This is a genomic window from Snuella sedimenti (assembly GCF_016428595.1).
In the GTDB taxonomy this organism is placed as follows: Bacteria; Bacteroidota; Bacteroidia; order Flavobacteriales; family Flavobacteriaceae; genus Snuella; species Snuella sedimenti.
In genome coordinates this window covers 16,139-35,543 of the sequence record NZ_JAELVQ010000022.1, presented here as the reverse complement: position 1 = coordinate 35,543, position 19,405 = coordinate 16,139, and the positions used below count along the sequence as shown (strand labels likewise).

17 protein-coding genes are annotated in these 19,405 nt (G+C 33.9%); 8 read left to right on the top strand and 9 right to left on the bottom strand.

Annotation, left to right across the window (positions count from 1 at the left end):
- Nucleotides 1-78: 78 nt before the first annotated feature.
- Complete coding sequence (locus tag JF259_RS14215; protein WP_199116199.1) at nt 79-891, bottom strand: AraC family transcriptional regulator; 813 nt, start codon at nt 889-891, stop codon at nt 79-81.
- 256 nt (nt 892-1,147) lie between these two features.
- Between JF259_RS14215 and JF259_RS14210 the strand changes: the two genes are divergently transcribed.
- Complete coding sequence (locus JF259_RS14210; RefSeq protein ID WP_233164297.1) at nt 1,148-1,882, top strand: slipin family protein; 735 nt, start codon at nt 1,148-1,150, stop codon at nt 1,880-1,882.
- On the opposite strand, the gene JF259_RS14205 is transcribed toward JF259_RS14210, so the two are convergent.
- A complete protein-coding gene (locus tag JF259_RS14205; protein ID WP_233164295.1) occupies nt 1,879-2,883 on the bottom strand; it encodes a glycosyltransferase family 9 protein in 1,005 nt (334 codons plus the stop codon). The two genes, JF259_RS14210 and JF259_RS14205, sit on opposite strands and share 4 nt — an antisense overlap.
- A gap of 289 nt (nt 2,884-3,172) precedes the next feature.
- Here JF259_RS14205 and JF259_RS14200 point away from each other — a divergent pair, with 289 nt between their 5' ends.
- The 6 genes from JF259_RS14200 to JF259_RS14175 all read left to right on the top strand — a co-directional run bounded on the left by JF259_RS14200 (nt 3,173) and on the right by JF259_RS14175 (nt 7,576).
- The gene (locus JF259_RS14200; protein WP_233164294.1) at nt 3,173-3,718 is read left to right on the top strand and encodes an RNA polymerase sigma factor; all 546 of its coding nucleotides are present in this window, start codon (nt 3,173-3,175) and stop codon (nt 3,716-3,718) included.
- Complete coding sequence (locus tag JF259_RS14195; protein ID WP_199116187.1) at nt 3,718-4,263, top strand: hypothetical protein; 546 nt, start codon at nt 3,718-3,720, stop codon at nt 4,261-4,263. The genes JF259_RS14200 and JF259_RS14195 overlap by 1 nt, the downstream gene beginning before the upstream one ends.
- Nucleotides 4,241-5,332, top strand: a complete 1,092-nt coding sequence (locus tag JF259_RS14190; RefSeq protein WP_199116185.1) for a translocation/assembly module TamB domain-containing protein — start codon at nt 4,241-4,243, stop codon at nt 5,330-5,332. The genes JF259_RS14195 and JF259_RS14190 overlap by 23 nt, the downstream gene beginning before the upstream one ends.
- Before the next feature lie 112 nt (nt 5,333-5,444).
- Nucleotides 5,445-6,101 (top strand): hypothetical protein, encoded by a 657-nt coding sequence (locus JF259_RS14185; protein WP_199116183.1) that lies wholly within the window; start codon nt 5,445-5,447, stop codon nt 6,099-6,101.
- Between the two features lie 559 nt (nt 6,102-6,660).
- Nucleotides 6,661-6,816 (top strand): hypothetical protein, encoded by a 156-nt coding sequence (locus tag JF259_RS14180; RefSeq protein ID WP_199116181.1) that lies wholly within the window; start codon nt 6,661-6,663, stop codon nt 6,814-6,816.
- A 28-nt stretch (nt 6,817-6,844) separates the two neighbouring features.
- Nucleotides 6,845-7,576 (top strand): GIN domain-containing protein, encoded by a 732-nt coding sequence (locus tag JF259_RS14175; protein WP_199116179.1) that lies wholly within the window; start codon nt 6,845-6,847, stop codon nt 7,574-7,576.
- Here the strand turns inward: JF259_RS14175 and JF259_RS14170 are convergent.
- The 7 genes from JF259_RS14170 to JF259_RS14140 form a co-directional block, all read right to left on the bottom strand.
- Nucleotides 7,573-8,391: a DMT family transporter gene (locus JF259_RS14170; protein ID WP_199116233.1), complete on the bottom strand. Its 819-nt coding sequence runs from the start codon at nt 8,389-8,391 to the stop codon at nt 7,573-7,575. The genes JF259_RS14175 and JF259_RS14170 overlap by 4 nt on opposite strands.
- Nucleotides 8,392-8,407: 16 nt before the next feature.
- Nucleotides 8,408-9,322: an EamA family transporter gene (locus JF259_RS14165; protein ID WP_199116177.1), complete on the bottom strand. Its 915-nt coding sequence runs from the start codon at nt 9,320-9,322 to the stop codon at nt 8,408-8,410.
- Between the two features lie 57 nt (nt 9,323-9,379).
- Nucleotides 9,380-9,835, bottom strand: coding sequence for a cold-shock protein (locus JF259_RS14160; RefSeq protein ID WP_199116168.1), 456 nt, complete (start codon nt 9,833-9,835; stop codon nt 9,380-9,382).
- 410 nt (nt 9,836-10,245) lie between these two features.
- Nucleotides 10,246-11,799, bottom strand: coding sequence for a DEAD/DEAH box helicase (locus JF259_RS14155; protein ID WP_199116166.1), 1,554 nt, complete (start codon nt 11,797-11,799; stop codon nt 10,246-10,248).
- A gap of 179 nt (nt 11,800-11,978) precedes the next feature.
- On the bottom strand, nt 11,979-13,214 hold the full coding sequence (locus JF259_RS14150) for an efflux RND transporter periplasmic adaptor subunit (RefSeq protein ID WP_199116164.1): 1,236 nt from the start codon (nt 13,212-13,214) through the stop codon (nt 11,979-11,981).
- Nucleotides 13,215-13,239: 25 nt separating this feature from the next.
- On the bottom strand, nt 13,240-17,580 hold the full coding sequence (locus tag JF259_RS14145; RefSeq protein WP_199116162.1) for a CusA/CzcA family heavy metal efflux RND transporter: 4,341 nt from the start codon (nt 17,578-17,580) through the stop codon (nt 13,240-13,242).
- Nucleotides 17,581-17,728: 148 nt separating this feature from the next.
- Nucleotides 17,729-18,115 (bottom strand): hypothetical protein, encoded by a 387-nt coding sequence (locus tag JF259_RS14140; RefSeq protein WP_199116160.1) that lies wholly within the window; start codon nt 18,113-18,115, stop codon nt 17,729-17,731.
- A gap of 266 nt (nt 18,116-18,381) precedes the next feature.
- On the opposite strand from JF259_RS14140, the gene mgrA reads away from it, so the two are divergent.
- On the top strand, nt 18,382-19,398 hold the full coding sequence (gene mgrA, locus JF259_RS14135) for an L-glyceraldehyde 3-phosphate reductase (protein WP_199116158.1): 1,017 nt from the start codon (nt 18,382-18,384) through the stop codon (nt 19,396-19,398).
- Nucleotides 19,399-19,405: the final 7 nt, after the last annotated feature.

Here is a 19,405-nt window from a genome sequence, read left to right as displayed (position 1 = left end):
AATATAGGTTATCAAAACACGTTTAAATGGTTTATTTGTAAAAGTTAAGGTCAATACCAAATTAAGTTGAAGACGTTATTAATGATTGTTTTTAAATTGTAAGGGTGTATGCCCTGTATGTCTCTTAAAGTATTTAATAAAATGGGAAACATCTTTAAAGTCAAAATGGAAAGCAATTTCACTTACCGATTTGCTTGTGTAAACCAATAAACGCTTTGCTTCTTTAATAAGAAAATCGGCAATAACTAGGGAAGCTGTCTTATTATAGCTTTTTTGACAAATTTGGTTGAGGTTTTGAGGTGTGACATTTAAGAGCTCTGCATAAAAACCCACATTGTTTTTAAGGGTTTTGCTTAAAATATCTAAAAAGCGGGTAGCGGTATCTACAGTATTCATTTTTATACCATCCAAACTAGAATAGCTTGCTATTTTCGATATTAAAGCTTTTAGAAGCCCTTCTACAATATCTTGTTGGGCATTTTCTTGATTGGCTTCTTGGCATAAAATCTTAAATAACTTACGTATGGTTAAGTCTTTCTCTGGAATGTTTATTTTCTGCTTGCTATCTAGCTTAAATAACAACGTATTAATATGTTTATCAAGTGTTTTTTCTAAAAAAGCTTCTTTTATTATAATTACATACCCTTTTGGCTTGCTATCTATTTCCCAATGGTGTACTTCCCCTTTTTTTATTAAAAACACTACGGGTGGTTTAATAGCATAGCTTTTTAAATCCATATAATGAAATCCTGAACCCTTGCTAAAAAAAACCAATTCTAGATACTTGTTATGTCTGTGAGGTTTCGTGTAGCGCTTACTAACATCAAAACGGGCAACCTTAATGTTTTCTAGTGAAGTAATTTTATTGTATGTAGCGATGGCTGTATCCAAATCCTATAGACATTCTATTATGTATGCAAGTAAACAAATAAAATGGAATGTTGAGTCTTCTTGTTAAATGCTTAACATTTTAAATTTAATAGACTGTCTATTTAACAATTATTTTCTAGTGTCCTATATTTTTTGTAACTTATTATGGACATTTATAACCGAATTAATTCTTTTCAGGTTAAGGAATTTACAACACGCCGCGCGGCATCATTCTATAATTATAATTAAAATTGAAATAGCTTTAACCATGAATCCAATGTCTGTTTTTAGTATTATACTCATCCTATTTTTTCTATCTGGAATCCGTATTGTGTATGAATATAAGCGTGCCTTAAAATTTAGATTTGGTAAATACATAAAAACACTACAACCCGGTTTTAGATGGATCATCCCTATAGTAGAGACTATTCAGATTGTTGATATTAGGGTTATTACTATTAATATTGTTTCTCAGGAAGTCATGACCGAAGATAATGTTCCCTGTAGTATCGATGGTGTGGTTTTTTTTAAAATTAATGATCCGGAAAAGGCTGTTCTAGAAGTTGAAGAATATAAGTTTGCCATTACCCAATTATCACAGGCTGCTTTACGGGATGTGTGTGGTAAAGTAGAATTAGATACCATTTTATCCAAGCGCGAAGAAATGGGTAAAAACATCAAGCACATTGTTGAAATAGAAACGAAGGAATGGGGCATCGATATTAATGATGTAAAGATTAAGGACATACAATTACCTGAAAACATGCGTCGTATGATGGCTAACCAAGCTGAAGCGGAACGTTCGCGAAGGGCCCGTATAATATTGGCATTAGCCGAAGAACAGGCAGCTGGGAAGTTATTAGAAGCAGGTAAATTAATCGATCAATCCCCATCGGCCATTAAATTAAGACTGTATCAAACACTATCGAATATTGCGGCTGAAAAGAATTCGACTATTTTATTCCCATTCCCTGAGGAAGTATTACCAAACAACCCCAAGAAAGATAGTTAATTGAGAATTTTATTTATTGCCGTAATCCAATCGTCAATATTACTAGTATTAGTATTTAAAGCGATACTACCATTACCATACGGCTCATAAACATCGGGGTTTGTAACAGAAAAGAACCCAACTGTGGGCGTTAAGGAAGCGCTTGCCAAGTGCATCACACCATTATCGGCTGCAATAAATACAGCTACATTGTTAATGATGCCTCCCATTTCCCGAATATCCTTACTGTAAAAATTAGGGGCTTTAAAATTTATTTTAGATATGTTTTCAATTGGCAGCATTTCAATAATGTTATACTCTAGATATTCCTGTTGCAAACGGGCATAAAACGTTTCCCACCAATCTTCAGAATAACATTTATCACCAGTAGCATTGGTATATATACAAATGGTCTTCTTGTCGTTTTTAACAATGTCATTCAAAATTTCTTTTCCCTTTGATACTTCATTAACATCCAGTTTTATATCTAAAACAGGTAATGCCTCTTCACTTATTGAAACACCCAATTTAGTTAAATACCGTCTTAAATTATAGATAGGGTATTTAGATATATGCTTGTAATCTTTATATTTTAATTGAATTTCTTCATGTACATCTCCAAAAACCTTAAAATTTGCTTTCGAAATTTGTGTTAACAATCTACCAGAAGACGAATTTTTATCACCGTTAATTACCAAATCATATGCTTTACTTTTTATTGATATCCATCCCTTTGCATATTTAAATAAATTACTAAAAGGCTTTCTTGGCAATTGGATGATTTTATTAATTTGTTTGTAGTTTTTAAATACAGGATGGGCAACACCACCTTTAACAAATAAATCGATTTCACAATTAGGAAATCTATTGATGACTTCTTGAACAATAGGCGTTAATAATAATTGATTCCCAAGTCTATGATTAGGTCTGACAATTAAAACTTTTTTTATATCCGCTTCTTTAAGACTTCCTTTTTTGGGCTCCGAATAAGACTTACCAATACGTTTGGTAATTCTATGCATAATTTTTCTTCGGATATTATTTATGAATATTTTGAATGACATTTTAAGGGCGCTAATTATAAATCGGCGCAAATTACAAATTAGACAAGAGCTTGCCAAACATTAAAAAGCTTAAAAAAATAATAAAGGAGTGTAAGTTATAAATACTTTTAAGTAATATAGAAAAGTTAAGAATGATTTTATCAATATTTTTTTGACAACAATGCAACCCTTTTATTTTTTTATTGTCTATAGGAGTAACTAAAAGAATAAAACTATTTTTAGACACATTACATCTAGCAAAAATTAATTGGAAGCCAATACATTATATATCCATAGTGATCTTGTAGAAAATAGTAAACGGGGAGATAGAAGCTCCCAATACAGGTTATTTGAACTATATGTAGACGCAATGTACAATGTTAGTATGCGTATGGTACATATTAAAGAAGATGCAGAAGATATTGTTCAAGATAGTTTTGTTGAAGCTTTTAACAACCTAGATACTTACAGGTACCAAAGTAGTTTTGGTAGTTGGCTAAAACGAATAGTAATTAATAGAAGTATTAATTTTTTAAAAAAAAGAAAGATAGCAGTAATACCTTTTAACAATGAATCATTTCACCTTGCAACAGATATTCCCTGTAAAGATGAGGAAATTACTGTAGAAATAGAAAAAGTCAATAAGGGCATAAGATTGTTACCATCTGGTTATCAGCAAATCTTAAACTTATACTTGATTGAAGGATACGACCATGTTGAAATTGGTGAAATATTAGGAATTTCACAATCTACTTCCAAATCACAATACCACAGGGCCAAAAAGAAGCTAATAGACATTATAAAATCACTTTAATGGATCATTTTGAAAAAATAATAAAAGAAAACAAGGATTTATTTGATGAATTTAAAGCAGATAAAACCAAACTATGGGCTAATATTGAGCCAAGACTAAATACACCCGGTAAAAAAACAAAGCACTTTATAGTTTGGAAACATCCACTAATAAAGGTAGCTGCTTCAGTTGTTGTTCTTTTAGGGATGTTTTTACTTGTGGATACATTTTATAGCAAATTTGCCATAGGTAGTGAAACGATCGTTGCACATGAACTTCAAGATATAGACAAGCACTACAAAGGATTGGTTGCGCAACAAGTCATGTTAATTAATAAAAATGCAACACTAACTAAAGGCGAAAAAGAAACATTTCTTGCGTTTATGGATGAATTAGATAAAGAATACCAAACACTAAAAATAGAGTTCCATAAAAACATTGATTCCGAACGCATTTTAGAGGCCATAATTATAAATTATAGAAAGCGCATAGAATTAATAGAAAAATTGTTGAAACAGATTAACAGGTCAAAAAACATAGAAAATGAAGATGTTTACATATTATAAAGAATTAATAACTGTCACTTTCGTTTTGACTAGTCTAATGACATTCTCCCAAGAGCTTGTAACCAATAGCATTGAGAAAACATTCAAAATGACCAATTCGGGAGTGCTGCACTTAGATAATAAATATGGTACCATAACAATTAATGGATGGGATGAAAATAGAATAGCCATTAGCATAGATATTAAGGTTTCGAATAGGAAAAAAGACAATGCACTTAACCTTTTAGATAGAATACAGCCAAACATTAAGGCTTCGCGTGATTTTATTAGTGTAACTTCTGAAATATCTGAAAGAAACACTGGCTTTTTATCGAAATACTTTAACAAAGTAAATCCATTTGAAATAGATAAAGGCAATGTCGAAATTAACTATACTGTTTACCTACCTAAGCAAGCAGAGATTAATCTAACAAACAAATTTGGAGATGTTATTATAGATAGTTGGAAAGGCAAATTAAAAGTGAACCTTCAACATGGTGATCTTTGGATAAATGAAACCATTACCAATGCTATCGTGGATATGAAGTTTGGGAAATTAAAATGCAACTCCATTATCTATGGGAACATTAATCTTAAAAATGGCGAAATGTATGTTAATACTTCTAAAGACCTAACTTTAAAAACAGCTGGTAGTATCATTAAAATTGCAAAAGTAACATCATTAGAGCTACAATCCAGTAAAGATGACGTTGTGCTAGAACATATAGGTTGTCTTTACGGGGAACTTCAATTTTCCAATGTACAAATTGATAGTGTTGATCGTGAAATAAACCTTTCTATGAAAGTAACCGAACTACGGGTTTTAAACATTAAAGATCAGGATGCGCAAGTCGACATAAACCAAGAGTCGTCCAATATAAGTGTTAATATTTCTGGGTTATCATTTCAATTTAACGCACAATTGGAAGAAGGCCTTTTACGGCTGCCAAAATCTTTTGCAAACATTGAGACCAACATATTGGATAAAAGTAAGCGCATAAGGCATGTTAAAGCTATTTACGGCAAATCTGGAACTACGGGTATTTTTACCATTAATGGTAAAAAGGGTATCATTACTTTAAAGGAATAGTACACTTTTCTAATAAATCTTTCAAAAAACATAAACAAATTAATCTTTATATGCAACCTTAAGCAATTCGGGTTGTCTCTTAAAATAACATTATCAATAAATCAAGAAAAAAATGAAACACATTACCACAAAAGTTACCATACTACTTATTTGTTTTTATGGCTGTTTACATGCGCAAGAGCAAAATAATAATTACATTGAATTTAATGATCGTAAAAACACAGTTCATGGTGTTTACCTTGGGATAGGATTAGGCTACGGTACAATAAAAAAGGCCGACACCTATACCATTGACTTTAAAATAGCTTACGTAGCAAACCAACAGTTTGAAGTAGGATTTGAAGCTGTGAGCTTCTATTCCGATCAGAACACACAGGGACTATCTGAAAATGACAGAGACTTAGTAGGTATTTACGGAGGACTTCACCTTGAACCTATTCTATTTGGTAAGTCTAAGTTTAACCTGTCATTTCCGCTGCTTGTGGGAGGCGGTGCGATTGGATTGTTAAGAGAAAATTTCAACAACACCTATATCGATGATACCGACTGGAAGGCCGTTTTTGTTGTAGAGCCAGGAATAAGCGTCCTATATAATATTTCAAGATATATTCAGCTTGAAGCTGGTATAAAACACAGATTTACCAGTAGAGTAAATTTTCAACCCGAGCATGCAGTTACCAGAGTTAATGGATTTACAACAGGAATTGGTTTAAAAGTGGGCGTTTTCAATATGGGACGTAATAGATATAAGCAAAATAAAAACTTATGAAATGAGCCATAACAACTCTTGATACCACCCGAGATGATTAAAGGCGAATTGCATCTGACTAAATAAAGAATTTCTTGAAATGAACTATCCCCGAGGCAGAGCTATAGGAGTATTTCGCTCGTTTTATTTTGATCTCACAGGGCAAAAACCGAAATTCTGTATTTAGATTCCCGTTTTATTCATATACAATATTTTCAAATTTTTGTATTCATGAATCTTATATTTCAACGAAAACCCCAACGCAGAGCGTCGAAGAATTCTTTTTGATTAAAAACAAATAAAATAAACAGATGAAACGAGTATTAACAAATTTTAAGCATTTTTTCACAAAAGGCAATGTTTAAAATTTTTAATGTGAGAGCGAAGCGGTTGCACACGTTCTCAATTTTTTAATTAACATATAATCATGTAATTAACTAAAATTTAAACTTGTGAAATGAGCATAAACAAATTTCATCATTGCATACCCACCAACATGATTAATTTTTTTATGCGAATTCCTGAATGTGCAGAAATTTTTAGTTTCTTCATTTTCAGAAAACTATAAAATTTTAAACGGATGAAAAATAACAAATCAAACAAAATTAAAACTCATTACGTGTTTACAAAAAACAATCAAGTTTCTATAAACATTGATGGTACAGCTAACGAGTGGTACCCTATTAACTTTCAGTGGATTCCAGTTTTTAAACTTAATGAATATATGAATCAATAACCTAAATCACATATAAAAATCAATCAAAATGACATCGAACAGTAAATACATCATACTATGCTTCACAATCGCTATAATAAATGCTTGTAGCATAGACTCTATAAATGTTTCTGGTAGTAATATTATAACTACTAAAAGTATAAATGCTTCCAATTTTTCCGATTTAGAGGTCAATGGAAATTTTAATGTTTATGTAAAATTCTCAGATACCGAAACCTCTTTAGAGATTGAAGCCAATAGCAATTTACATAAGTACATTATTACTACAGTAGAAAACAATAAACTATATATTCGTTTAAAGGATAATATCTTCATTGATGGTAATAGTACCTTAAACGTATACATTACAACCAAGTCTATTACCGATTTTACAGCAGTAGGTAATTCTAACATGCATTTGCAAAATCTTTTAATTGAAGATAATGCTAAGGTTAATCTTTTGGGGAATTGTCAATTTCTTGGAGAAGTAGCTATTAACAATAAATTACAAATAGAAGCTTCTGGCGACGCCACAGTTAACCTGTTTGGCAATGCACATATTTTAGAGGCCGATCTTGCAGTAAATACAACACTTCTAAATTATGATTTACAGGTTGAGCACTTAAAGCTAAAAATGTTTGCCGACTGTATGGCCAATATTACTGTTAACAGTTCAATTTCTATTGATGCAACGGTCGACTGCACCCTCTATTATAAAGGAAACGCCACAATACTAAATAAAGATTTATCGATCAATTCAAAGCTTATTAAAATAGATTAATTATTTTGTTTTGCTTTGTAAATCACATTTAAAATTAAACCAGTAATGATCATGCCTATTCCTAGCAGGCTCCAAAACGTATAGATTTCCCCAAATAATGAAATACCCAACAGTACTGTAAAAATAACCTCCATGTATTTTAACGGTGCTACCTGGGTATTTGATGCTATTTGAAAAGCTTTGGTCATGTAAACCTGTCCAAAGAAGCCAAACACACCAAGGCTAAATAATAAAAGCCATTCAATCCCAACAGGGGTGGTCCATTTTGCTATAGATAAGCTACCCCCTACTAATGCTGCGATGACCATAAAGTAATTAACAATAACTACCGGATGGTCTCCTTTTCCTATTTTACTTATTACAACATAAACCAACCCGCTAAAGACAGCCGAAATAAAAGCTAAAAGAAGGCCATAACTATCAATTTGTGTATCCAGTCCCTTTATAATTACTACACCTGCGAACGCCATAGAGAAAAACAACCATTGTATTTTTCTTATACGCTCGTTTAATAAAAATATAGCAAAAACAGCAGCAAATATGGGAGCCATATAGCGCAGCGAAACAGCTGTGCCAATGGGTAAATATTTTACGGACGAAAAAAAGAATGTCATGGAGGTAACACCAACTAAACCTCTAAGTATTAATAACTTTTTATTATTTCCCAATAATGGGATTTTGTGTTTTAAAAGAAAGCCAAAGGTAAAAACCAAAGAACTTATCGATCTAAAAAATACTATTTGATAAGCACTAATGTGAATCAAGTACTTTACTATACTGTTCATGCAGGCAAAGGCCAAAGTGCTAATAAGCATGTATTTTATGGCGGTCTTAACGTCCACTTATTCTTGGCCTGACAATTCGTTTTGAATTAATGAAGTACACCCCCATAAGTAAAACAACAGCCGCAATAATAGACTGCAAGCTAATATGCTCGTCCAAAACATACCATCCTAAAAGCAAAGCTATAATAGGATTTACATAAGCATTTGTAGATACCTTTTCGGGAGAGACATTTCTTAATAAATAATTAAACGAAGTAAAAGCGACAATGCTTCCAAAAATAATCAATAATACCATGGATAGTAATGTTGGTTTACTCCATGCTACTGGCGAAAGCCATGGTTCGCCTACAGCAATGCTACCAATAAACAATATAAAACCGCCGGTAATCATTTGATACCCTGCGTTAATAAAAAAGTTTTTAGGTAATGCTGCCTTTGAGACAAATATACTTGCAGAACTCCAACTAATAATACATACAAAAATCATGCAAATACCTATGATGCTGTTTTCATTACTTGTGAAGCCTTTTTGGCTAACTAACAAGTAAATCCCCAAAATACCAAACAGAACACCTATAATCGAGCGTGTTTTTATTTTTTTGCCATCAAACAACCGCATAAGAACCAAAATCATGATAGGCTGTGTAGAGGCTTCTAAAGCCGCAAAGCCACTATCTACATATCTTAATGCCCATACAAACAGGCCATTTCCTATTCCAAGAAACAACAAACCTGCAATACAGGCATTTACCAACTGATTTTTAGAAACAGCTAGGCTTAGTTTCATAAATTTGGCTATGATAAAAATAATACTACCTGCTATAATAAATCGGATGCCAGACAAATAAAGCGGTGCTATTTCTGTAACAGCGATCTTATTAAGAAGGTAAGTTGATCCCCAAATAACATAAATAGCAAAAAAAGATAATAGGATAAGGATTGTTTTTCGAGAAAGAGCCATACCAATTGTTTTTAATAAAGCATCTACAAAAAGCGTAAGTAGTTGTAATATACTAAACTATATTTTTTTAACTCGTACAGCATTCATGCCTCTTTGTCCGCGTTCTAATTCGTAAGTAACGGTATCATTTTCTTCTATAGGCTCTAATAGGCCACTAACGTGAACAAAATATTTTTCTTGGTTTATACTATCGATTATAAAACCAAACCCTTTTGAATGATCAAAGAAGGAAACTTTACCTTGCTTATCGACAGGAGCCTCCTCTTCTCTATCTTCTTTTTTAGGAATACCCAATTCTATGTTTTCAGCTTCTACCTTTACCTTCATAGTAGGATCTGGTGGTGTATCGGTTAAATTTCCGTTATGGTCAACATAAGCAAATTGAATACCTTTTTGTCCACTCGCCTTTGCTTCTGCCTTACGAGCTTCTTTCTTCTTTTGTTTTTCTTCGCGTTTTTTTAAGCGCTTTTTTTCTTTTTCAATCTTGTTAAATGTCACTTGCGATTTTGCCATGGTTTACTTAGGAGAGGGTTAATTATTAATGATTAATTGCAAGGCTTTTTCAATGCTTTGCATTTACATTCTATCCCTATTATAGAATGTTTATGTTAATGCTGAAGGTTTTATACCATTTCAACTTTAAATTTAAATACATAATATACGTCTTTTTGCACTATAATACTATCACAAAAATAAAAGGTAGCTATGCTTGATTTTTCTTTTTTTGTTTAGTACAAAAATCCATCATTTTCTTTTTAGAAAATTTAAAAATTGAATAGGTATTAGTATGCATGCTTTATTAGAAATGACACTTTTGCACCATTAAGTCTACAAATATGACATATAACACTTTAACAAAAGTGTAAAGGTACATCATATTTTGTTGCTTATTGTTATATCGCAGCAAAATTAAAGCGCTTTATCTATTCTTTTGGGGCATATCCGTGAACATCCTCGAAAACCTCCTCGAAGTTTGAACGTAAATAGGCATTTAATTTTTTTCGGTAATCCCCTTTAAGCCATTCTACAAAATTAAAAGTACTCTTACTAATGCATTTAGTATATCGCTTAATCCTATAATCAATATCGTCGCCTAATAATTTGGCCAATAATAAGGCATCGTAAACATCTTCGCTATTTTCTATACATATTCTGGCATGCTGCTCAATAGAACGCTCTAAAACAACTTTCGAAGACTCTCCATTTCTTACGGAGTCAACATAGGTTTTTTGAATATCAAAATAGACCGTTTTAGAATTTGCAAATTCGGCGCGCACTTCTTCGGGCATTTCATATCTAAAATTGCCTTCAATATCTTCATCACTTAACAATGAATCCAAGTAATAATTGGGAGACCTAAAAATACGTTGCCAATCTAAATCTTCGCCCCAAGGGCCAAAACGGTGAAAGTTATTACCTAAATCTATAACGGTAAAGTTCTTTTTGTTTTTTAATACACGAGAACCACGACCAATCATTTGGTAATAGAGTGTTAAAGACTTTGTTGCTCGGTTTAGAATGATGCTTTCTACAGTTGGCTCATCAAATCCGGTGGTTAGTATACTTACCGAAGTAAGTACCGCATCTGGTGTTTTTCTAAACCATTTTAATATTTGAGCGCGCTCTTTTTTGGTATTCGTATTATCTAAATGGGCAACAGGATAACCAGCTCTCCTAAAGGTATCGTATACATGCAGTGAGGTATTGATTCCATTATTGAATATCAGTGTTTTTTTCCCTTTACTGCGTTCTTCGTAAGCATGCAATAATTTGCTAAGCATATCGGTGTCGGTGTATAGGTCTTCAGAAGATTTAACTGTATAATCACCGTTAGCACCTACAACAAGCGATGTAAGCCCCACATTATATGAAAACATTTCAGCCCTCGCTAAGAAGCCATTTTGAATCAATGATTCAATGCTTTCCCCTACAATTAATTCATCATAGTTATCGGTCATTGGTAATTCCATACTCGAACTTAGCGGCGTTGCAGTAACCCCTAAAATAAATGACTGACTTAAAAATTTAAATAATTTAGTAAATGAATTGTAATGCGCCTCATCAATAATTACCAAACCAACATCCGAAATATCTAATTTATCATCATTAAGCCTGTTGTTTAAGGTTTCCACCATCGCCACAAAACAACTGTAATTAGCCTGATCGCTTAAATCGGCTTTACTATCAATAACTTTATTAACTACATTAAACTCTGTAAGCATGTTAGATGTTTGTTTACAAAGTTCAATACGGTGCGTCATAATAAGCACCTTTTTTTTATGATGTTTTAAATATTGTCTTACTATCTCAGAAAAGATAACCGTCTTCCCTCCCCCTGTCGGCAACTGGTATAACAAATGATAATCATCTGGCGACTCTTCAAAACTTTTAAAAATTTTGCTAATAGCTCCCTTTTGATAACTATATAAATCTTTACCGGCTTTCCTTTCTTCTAACTCTGTCTTTGATATAAGCATGCAACTCATTTTGTAGCGTGCAAAAATAACACCTTTGAGGGGTTTATAACGAATGTTTTCCAAAAAAATATTGCTGAACCTGATATTTTATTGGGAAAAATATAAAACGAAAGAAGTCCTATTGAGTCAATTCAATGGGACTTCTTTTAACCTATATTGTAATAAACACGATTATTGTTTTAATGAGAATGCTCGGCCTCGCTCTTCTTCATTTCTGCCATTAAATAATACGCTCCACTTTGTGCTACCAAGGCAGTATCTTGAATGGGGTTTTTAAAACTAAATACTGTATAACCATTACTTGAGTAATTTACTATGACCTCTTGAGGGCTAAAGTGCCATCCTACATTTCCATCTTTTTTAGCCGTAAACACATAGTGCTTATCACCTTCTTGAAATATGGCCTTATCGGGTAAAGCTTGTTCCAATTTAGTTTCGGTAAGAATTTGGGCATTAACATACATACCGGGAATTAAATTCTTATCCTTGTTTTCTATTTCAGCATGGATATGTAAGGCTTTGGGACCAGCCTCAAAAGATTTTCCAACCGCATAAATTTTAGCTGTCATTTCCTTATCTCCCAGAGCCTCTACCCTAAACCGAACAAGTTGTCCGTTCTTCACTTTACTGATATCTTTTTCAAATACCATTAGGTCCAAATGGATGTGCTCTGTATTAACAACTTCAAACAATGCCGTTTGTGGTTGGACATATTGTCCTGTTTTTACCTTAACCTTTTCTATAAAGCCATCAATTGCACTTATTACCGGAGCTGTTTGCGAAATGTTCCCTGCTATTATTTGTTTAGGGCTTAATCCTAAAAGCCTTAACTTGCTTTCATAACCTTTTACAAGGCCTTCAGTGCTTAAAAATGCGGATTTAGCTTGCTGATAATCACGTCCCGACCCTACATTTGCATCGTACAACTTTTTTTGCCGTAAATAGTCCTGTTCCAAAAAAATGAGTTTGTTTTTAGCTTGCAAATAATCCGTTTGTAAGGTAATGATATCGGGGTGACTTATATAGGCCAGTATTTCTCCTTTTTTCACCTTATCACCTTCAACAACTGTGATGCTATGGATATTGGCACCCATTGTAGTAGTCACTATGGCCTCATTTTGAGGGGGCACCCCTAGTTCTCCATTTACCTGAATTTCGCCACTCATATTACGCTTAGAAACCGTATCTATTTTTATGTTGAGGGCATCTATTTGAGCTTGAGTAAACTTTAATGATTCTTCGTGCCCATGCTCATGATTATCGGCTTCACCATGGTCTTCGTGCTGGCTTGATGTTTCACTAGTAGTTTCAATATGGTTACCACTGGCATCATGCTTATGATCTCCTTTTTTGCAAGCAACCAACATAACGATTAATGTTAATACTACTAAACTATATAAATTTGTTTTAGTCATCTGTTCGGATTTTAATATGATTTTTTTAGTTTTCATTTGAAGCTAAGAAATATTCTAATTGCATTTTGCTTTCTAAATAGTTTTGAAGAGCCTTCCAAGCATCTAATTCTAATTGTATGGCATTCTTTATGTTTTGCAAAAACGTAACATAATCTATGGCTCCTTCTCTATAGGATAAAACGACCCCATTGCGTTGCTCCGTAGCTAAGGGTAAGCCCTCATCCTTGTAGTACCTCCAGTTTCTCAAGGATTGTTCAAACTGTAAGCTTTTGGAGTTAAACGCATTTTTTAATTGCAGTTCTTTTTGCTTATTGTTTTGATCTATAATATCAATATCTAGTTTAGCTGCTTTACTCTCACCTTTAGTCTTGCCAAAAATAATGGGGATTTGAATACCTACTTGATAACTATTAAAACCAGACTGTCCGCCTATTTTCTGAAATCCATATTGCCCCGAAAACTTTGGCAAAAATTGTGAATTAACAACTTTATGCTTAGCCTTAGCGGCTCGCAATTCACCTTGCCAGTATCCAACTAGAGGGTGGTTTTGTAAAATAGCTTCTGGAATTAGGGCGCTACCACCAAAAGCATCTAAATTAGTTGTTGTTACACCGTAAATCACTTGATCTGTAGCAAACCACTGATTTAACTCCTGAAGTGCCATTTGGTATTCTACATAAGCTTGCTCTTTTTGAATTTGAATTAAGCGCCCTTGGTTAACGGTGGCATTGTATTCCAGCTTTGAAATGGCTTCTGTTTTATATCGGAGATCAACTGCTTTTTTTAATCCTGAAAACACAGAATCAATCTCTTTATAAGACTCATATGCTTTCTTTGCTGTGAATGCCTGTGTCCAAGCTATTTTAACATTACGCTTTAGTTCTAATGTACTTAGTATTACATTTAGAGAGGCCAATTTAATATGCTCTTTAGCTAATTTATTTTTTGAAGCTATTCCAAAAACATTAATATTGTTTTGACCTATACCAATAGTGGTATAAGCAGCATCGTCTTCTGGGCCTATTTCTTCTCCTGAGGTAAAAATATTGGTGTTACCAAAGTCCCAAGCAGTAGCTTTTAGCGCTTTTTCTTTTTCAAGTTTAAATTTAGAAACTTTTAAAGATGGATAATTTTCAATGGCTAAAGCAGTTGCCTCTTCCATAGAAAGTGTTTGCTGTTGTGCTTGGGAGGCATAGACAAAACAAAATAATAATACAGTGATAACAGTAGTATTTGGTTTTATAAACTTCATTTGTTTATGTTCTTGCTGTTCAATCCATCTATATAGAATAGGGATAATGAACAAGGTTAATAATGTTGACGTTAACAAGCCCCCTATCACTACAGTAGCCAAAGGACGTTGCACCTCAGCTCCTGAAGTTGTCGATAAAGCCATTGGTAAGAACCCTAGCATGTCGGTTAATGCCGTTAAGAGTATCGGGCGTATACGTCTGCGTGTCCCTATTCGAATACGCTCGTTAATATTAGCAACCCCTTCTTCTTTTAATTCATTAAATCCACTAATAAGCACCAAGCCATTTAAAACCGCTACTCCAAAGAGCACAATAAATCCTACGCCAGCAGAAATACTAAACGGCATATCTCGTAACATTAACGAAAACACACCGCCAATGGTGGCCAATGGAATGGCCATATAAATCATAACTGTTTGCTTGATGGATTTTAGGGCAAAAAAGATGAGTACAAAAATGAGTCCCAGAGCAATTGGCACTACGGTTTCCAACTTAGCCGTTGCCCGTTCTAAATTCTCAAAAGCCCCTCCATAACGAACGTAGTAGCCTGCTGGTAAATCTATATTGGTTTCTATTTTCTGTTTTATCTCTGCTACTAAAGATTTTATATCGCGTCCGCGTACATTAATCCCAACATAAGTTCGTCGATTGGTATTGTCCCGACTTATTTGCATAGGACCTGGCTTATAGCTAATGGTCGCAACTTCTTTTAGCGGAATTTGCGTCCCATTAGGTAAGCTTACAAATAAATTTTTAACGCTACTTAAATCTTGACGAAGCTCTTCTTTTAATCGTACAACCAAATCGAAGCGCTTCTCTCCTTCAAATATGGTTCCTGCTACACCTCCAGCAAATGCGGTTTGAATTAAGTTGTTCAAATTGTTTATCTGTAGACCATATTGCGCTAGTTTTTTTCTATCATACTGAATGGTTATTTGTGGTTGCCCCGAAGTAGCTTCAACTTTCATATCGGCAACGCCATCTACATTAGCAATGAGTTTGCCAATTTCCTCTGCTTTTTGGGCTAAAACAGTTAAATCGTCACCATATAATTTTACGGCAATATCTTCTCGGACTCCTGTGATAAGCTCATTAAATCGCATTTCAATAGGCTGGGTGAATTCATAATTAATACCCGGCACCTGTTCCACTTCTGCCTTAATCTTTGTGATAAGTGCTTCTTTTGAAACGGCGCTTTCCCATTCCGATATTGGTTTTAGAATAATAAACACATCGGCAATATCCATTGGCATTGGATCTGTTGGTACATCGGCCACGCCTATTCTACTTATAACATCTATGGCTTCTGGAAAATTATCCTTTATGATTTTCTCAATCTTTGTTGTAGTTTCAATGGTTTCAGATAAGGAGCTTCCGGGTTTTAAAATTGCATGGAATGCTATATCACCCTCGTCCAATTGCGGTATAAATTCACCACCCATTTTAGTGAAGGCAAAAATCGTAATAGCAAACAAAACTATAGCTGAAACGACCACTATTTTAGAACGTTTTAGCACCCTTCTTAAGATCTTCTCATACACGTTTTCCAACCAATGTACTATTGTATCCCCCCAATATTGTTTCTCCTTCATGGGAACTTTTAAAAATACCGAAGTAACCATTGGTACATAGGTGAGACACAGAATCATGGCTCCAATCATGGCAAAACTAAAGGTTAATGCCATAGGGATAAACATTTTACCCTCTATACCTTCTAAAGCTAGAATAGGTAAAAACACAATAAGAATGATAAATTGCCCAAAAAAAGCGGTATTCATCATTTTTGAAGCTGCCGTATAGGTTGTCTTATCTCTCTCCTCTTGAGAAATACTTCCTGTTTTTTTCATTTTTTGGAAAAGGAAAAAAACGGTACTCTCAACAATAATTACAGCACCGTCTACTATAATACCAAAGTCAATGGCACCTAAGCTCATTAAATTTGCCCAAACATCAAATGCATGCATTAAAATGAATGCAAATAGAAGAGACAGCGGAATAGTAGATGCTACTATAAGACCTCCCCTCCAATTTCCTAAGAAAAAGACCAAAATAAAAATAACGATTAAGGCGCCTTCTAGTAAATTGTTCGTTACTGTTTTTGTTGTATTGGATATTAAGTTGCTTCTATCCAAAAAGGGCTTAATACTCACGCCATCTGGGAGTGATTTTTGAATCTCATCGATGCGTATCCTCACAGACGCAATAACATCATTGGAACTGGCGCCTTTCAGCATTAGAATCATCCCTCCTACGGCTTCTCCTTCTCCGTTTTTGGTCAAAGCGCCATACCTTATAGCGCTACCAAATTTTACATTTCCTATATCCTTAATACGAATTGGGATACCGCCTTTATTGGTAACTACAATATCCTTAATGTCTTCTATGGTACGTGCTAAACCTTCTCCCCTAATAAAATTTGCCTGATGGTTTTTTTCAATATAGGCACCACCAGTATTTTGATTGTTATTTTCAAGTGCTTGGTACACGTCACTAATAGATAAATCAATTGCTTTTAATTCATTCGGATCAATAGTTACCTCATACTGTTTTATGGTCCCACCAAAAGCATTAACTTCTACCACTCCTGGAACCATTGCCATTTGTCTACGAATAATCCAATCTTGTACGGTACGTAAATCCGTAGTGCTATATTGGTCTTTAAACTCGGGGGCTACTTCTAAGGTGTATTGATATATTTCTCCTAAGCCGGTTGAAATTGGTCCCATAAAAGGTTCTCCAAAGCCTTCGGGGATATTGGCTTTAATTTCACTTAGTTTTTCAGATACTAACTGTCTAGGTAAATACGTATCCAACTCATCGCTAAAAACGATGGTAACAACCGAAAGTCCAAAACGTGAAACAGAACGGATTTCGGTAACTTCGGGTAAATTTGCAACGGCTACCTCTATAGGGTATGTTACAAATTGCTCAATATCTTCAGTTCCTAAATTAGGAGCTTGTGTTATAATTTGCACTTGATTATTGGTTATGTCGGGTACCGCGTCAATAGGAACTTGTTTGACACTATAAATACCACCAATTACCAGTGCTAAAGTGAACAATGCAATAACAAACTTGTTATTGATTGAAAACTCGATAAGTTTATTAATCATTAATTTAAGTATTTAATTCAATTAAAATGGATGTCTTTTTTATACCATTACACATTTAAATTTCTCTAATTACTTAATTCTAAAATTTAGAATGTGTATAACTACTCTCTTAACTTACCTGAAAAGAAAGTAATTCCTTTAAATTGAATTAAACCCGGGGAGGCTGAAAAATAGATGGGCGTTCGAATAACGAATAGGAATCTTTATAAAAAAAGTTACAGGGAATTTCTACGAATTCCGCATAGCTAATATCAAAATTGGCAGAATTAATTGTAAAACTAATTGCTATATGATGACAGGATTTATGGTCATGCTTAAAGGGTAAGTCATCATGCTCATGGTGATTGTCTGTATGTGAGCATTTTTCATCACCATAATTTTCTTCTAGAAAATCTAAAAAGGTACATCCATAATTTTCCGCATGAAATGTCGCTAATTCCAATAGTACATCCAGTTTGGAAAAGTCTTCTAAACTAATGTTAAGACTCTGTACGAGTATTAAGCAGGAACATAATATGGATGTTAGCTTTGTCATTCAAGAGCTAATTTAACTATTATTTTAAAAACCATAAATAGTTTAAGTTAATTTTAGCAAATAGCCCATTACAGTAGTCGAGTTGGTATATGGGTACAAACTTATTTTCAATACATTAAAATAGAAATCAGGTTCTAAATAACAAATTACCTCGGGGCATTAAAATCTCGATTATCGAGTCAATAGCATATATTCTAATGGGTTTGCCTACTAGTTTAAAAACTAATTTATATTTTTACCTTTCAATTTTACTTACGTATACATTTATGGATATTAACGATAAATCTCAAATAAAAAATTACCAGGCATCAGAAAACCGTTATCAGCAAATGCGCTACAACCGATCGGGCAATAGCGGGGTACTCTTACCGGCAATTTCTTTGGGATTATGGCATAACTTTGGTTTTGTTGATAGCATCCAAAATGGTAGGGACATATTGCGTTGTGCGTTCGATTTAGGAATCACACATTTTGATCTGGCTAATAATTATGGCCCTCCGTACGGTTCGGCTGAAGAAAATTTTGGTACCATATTTAATAAAGATTTCAAACCTTACAGGGATGAATTGTTCATAGCCAGTAAAGCAGGTTACGATATGTGGCCAGGGCCTTATGGCAATTGGGGATCTAGAAAGTACTTGACAGCAAGTATTGACCAAAGCTTAAAACGTATGAATTTGGAGTATGTTGATATTTTTTACCATCACAGACCAGACCCTAATACACCACTGGAAGAAACCATGGTAGCACTATCCGATATTGTTAGGCAAGGAAAAGCGCTGTACGTCGGGATATCCAATTACCAACCTGAAGAAACCAAAATAGCGGCGAGGCTATTAAAGGAATTAAAAGTGCCTTTTATTTTGCATCAGGCCCGCTACTCTATGTTTGATCGGTGGGTAGAGAACGGATTGTTGGAAACCTTAAAAAAATCAGGTACAGGATGTATTGCTTTCTCTCCTTTAGCACAAGGCATGCTTACCGACAAATATTTAAAAGGGATCCCCGAAAATTCGAGAGCGGCCAAGGATTTAACACATTTAAATATTGAAACTGTAAAAAGTAATATTGAAAAGGTACAACTTTTAGCAGCAATAGCTCAGGAACGCGGACAAAAATTATCACAAATGGCCATTGCCTGGATTTTAAGACAACCACAAGTTGCATCAGTGCTTATTGGAGCGAGTTCAACCAAGCAGTTAAAAGAAAATGTAGAGGCCTTAAATAATTTAAACTTTTCTGAAGCAACCTTAAAATTAATAGATGAAATTGTGCTGAATTAGCGTAAAG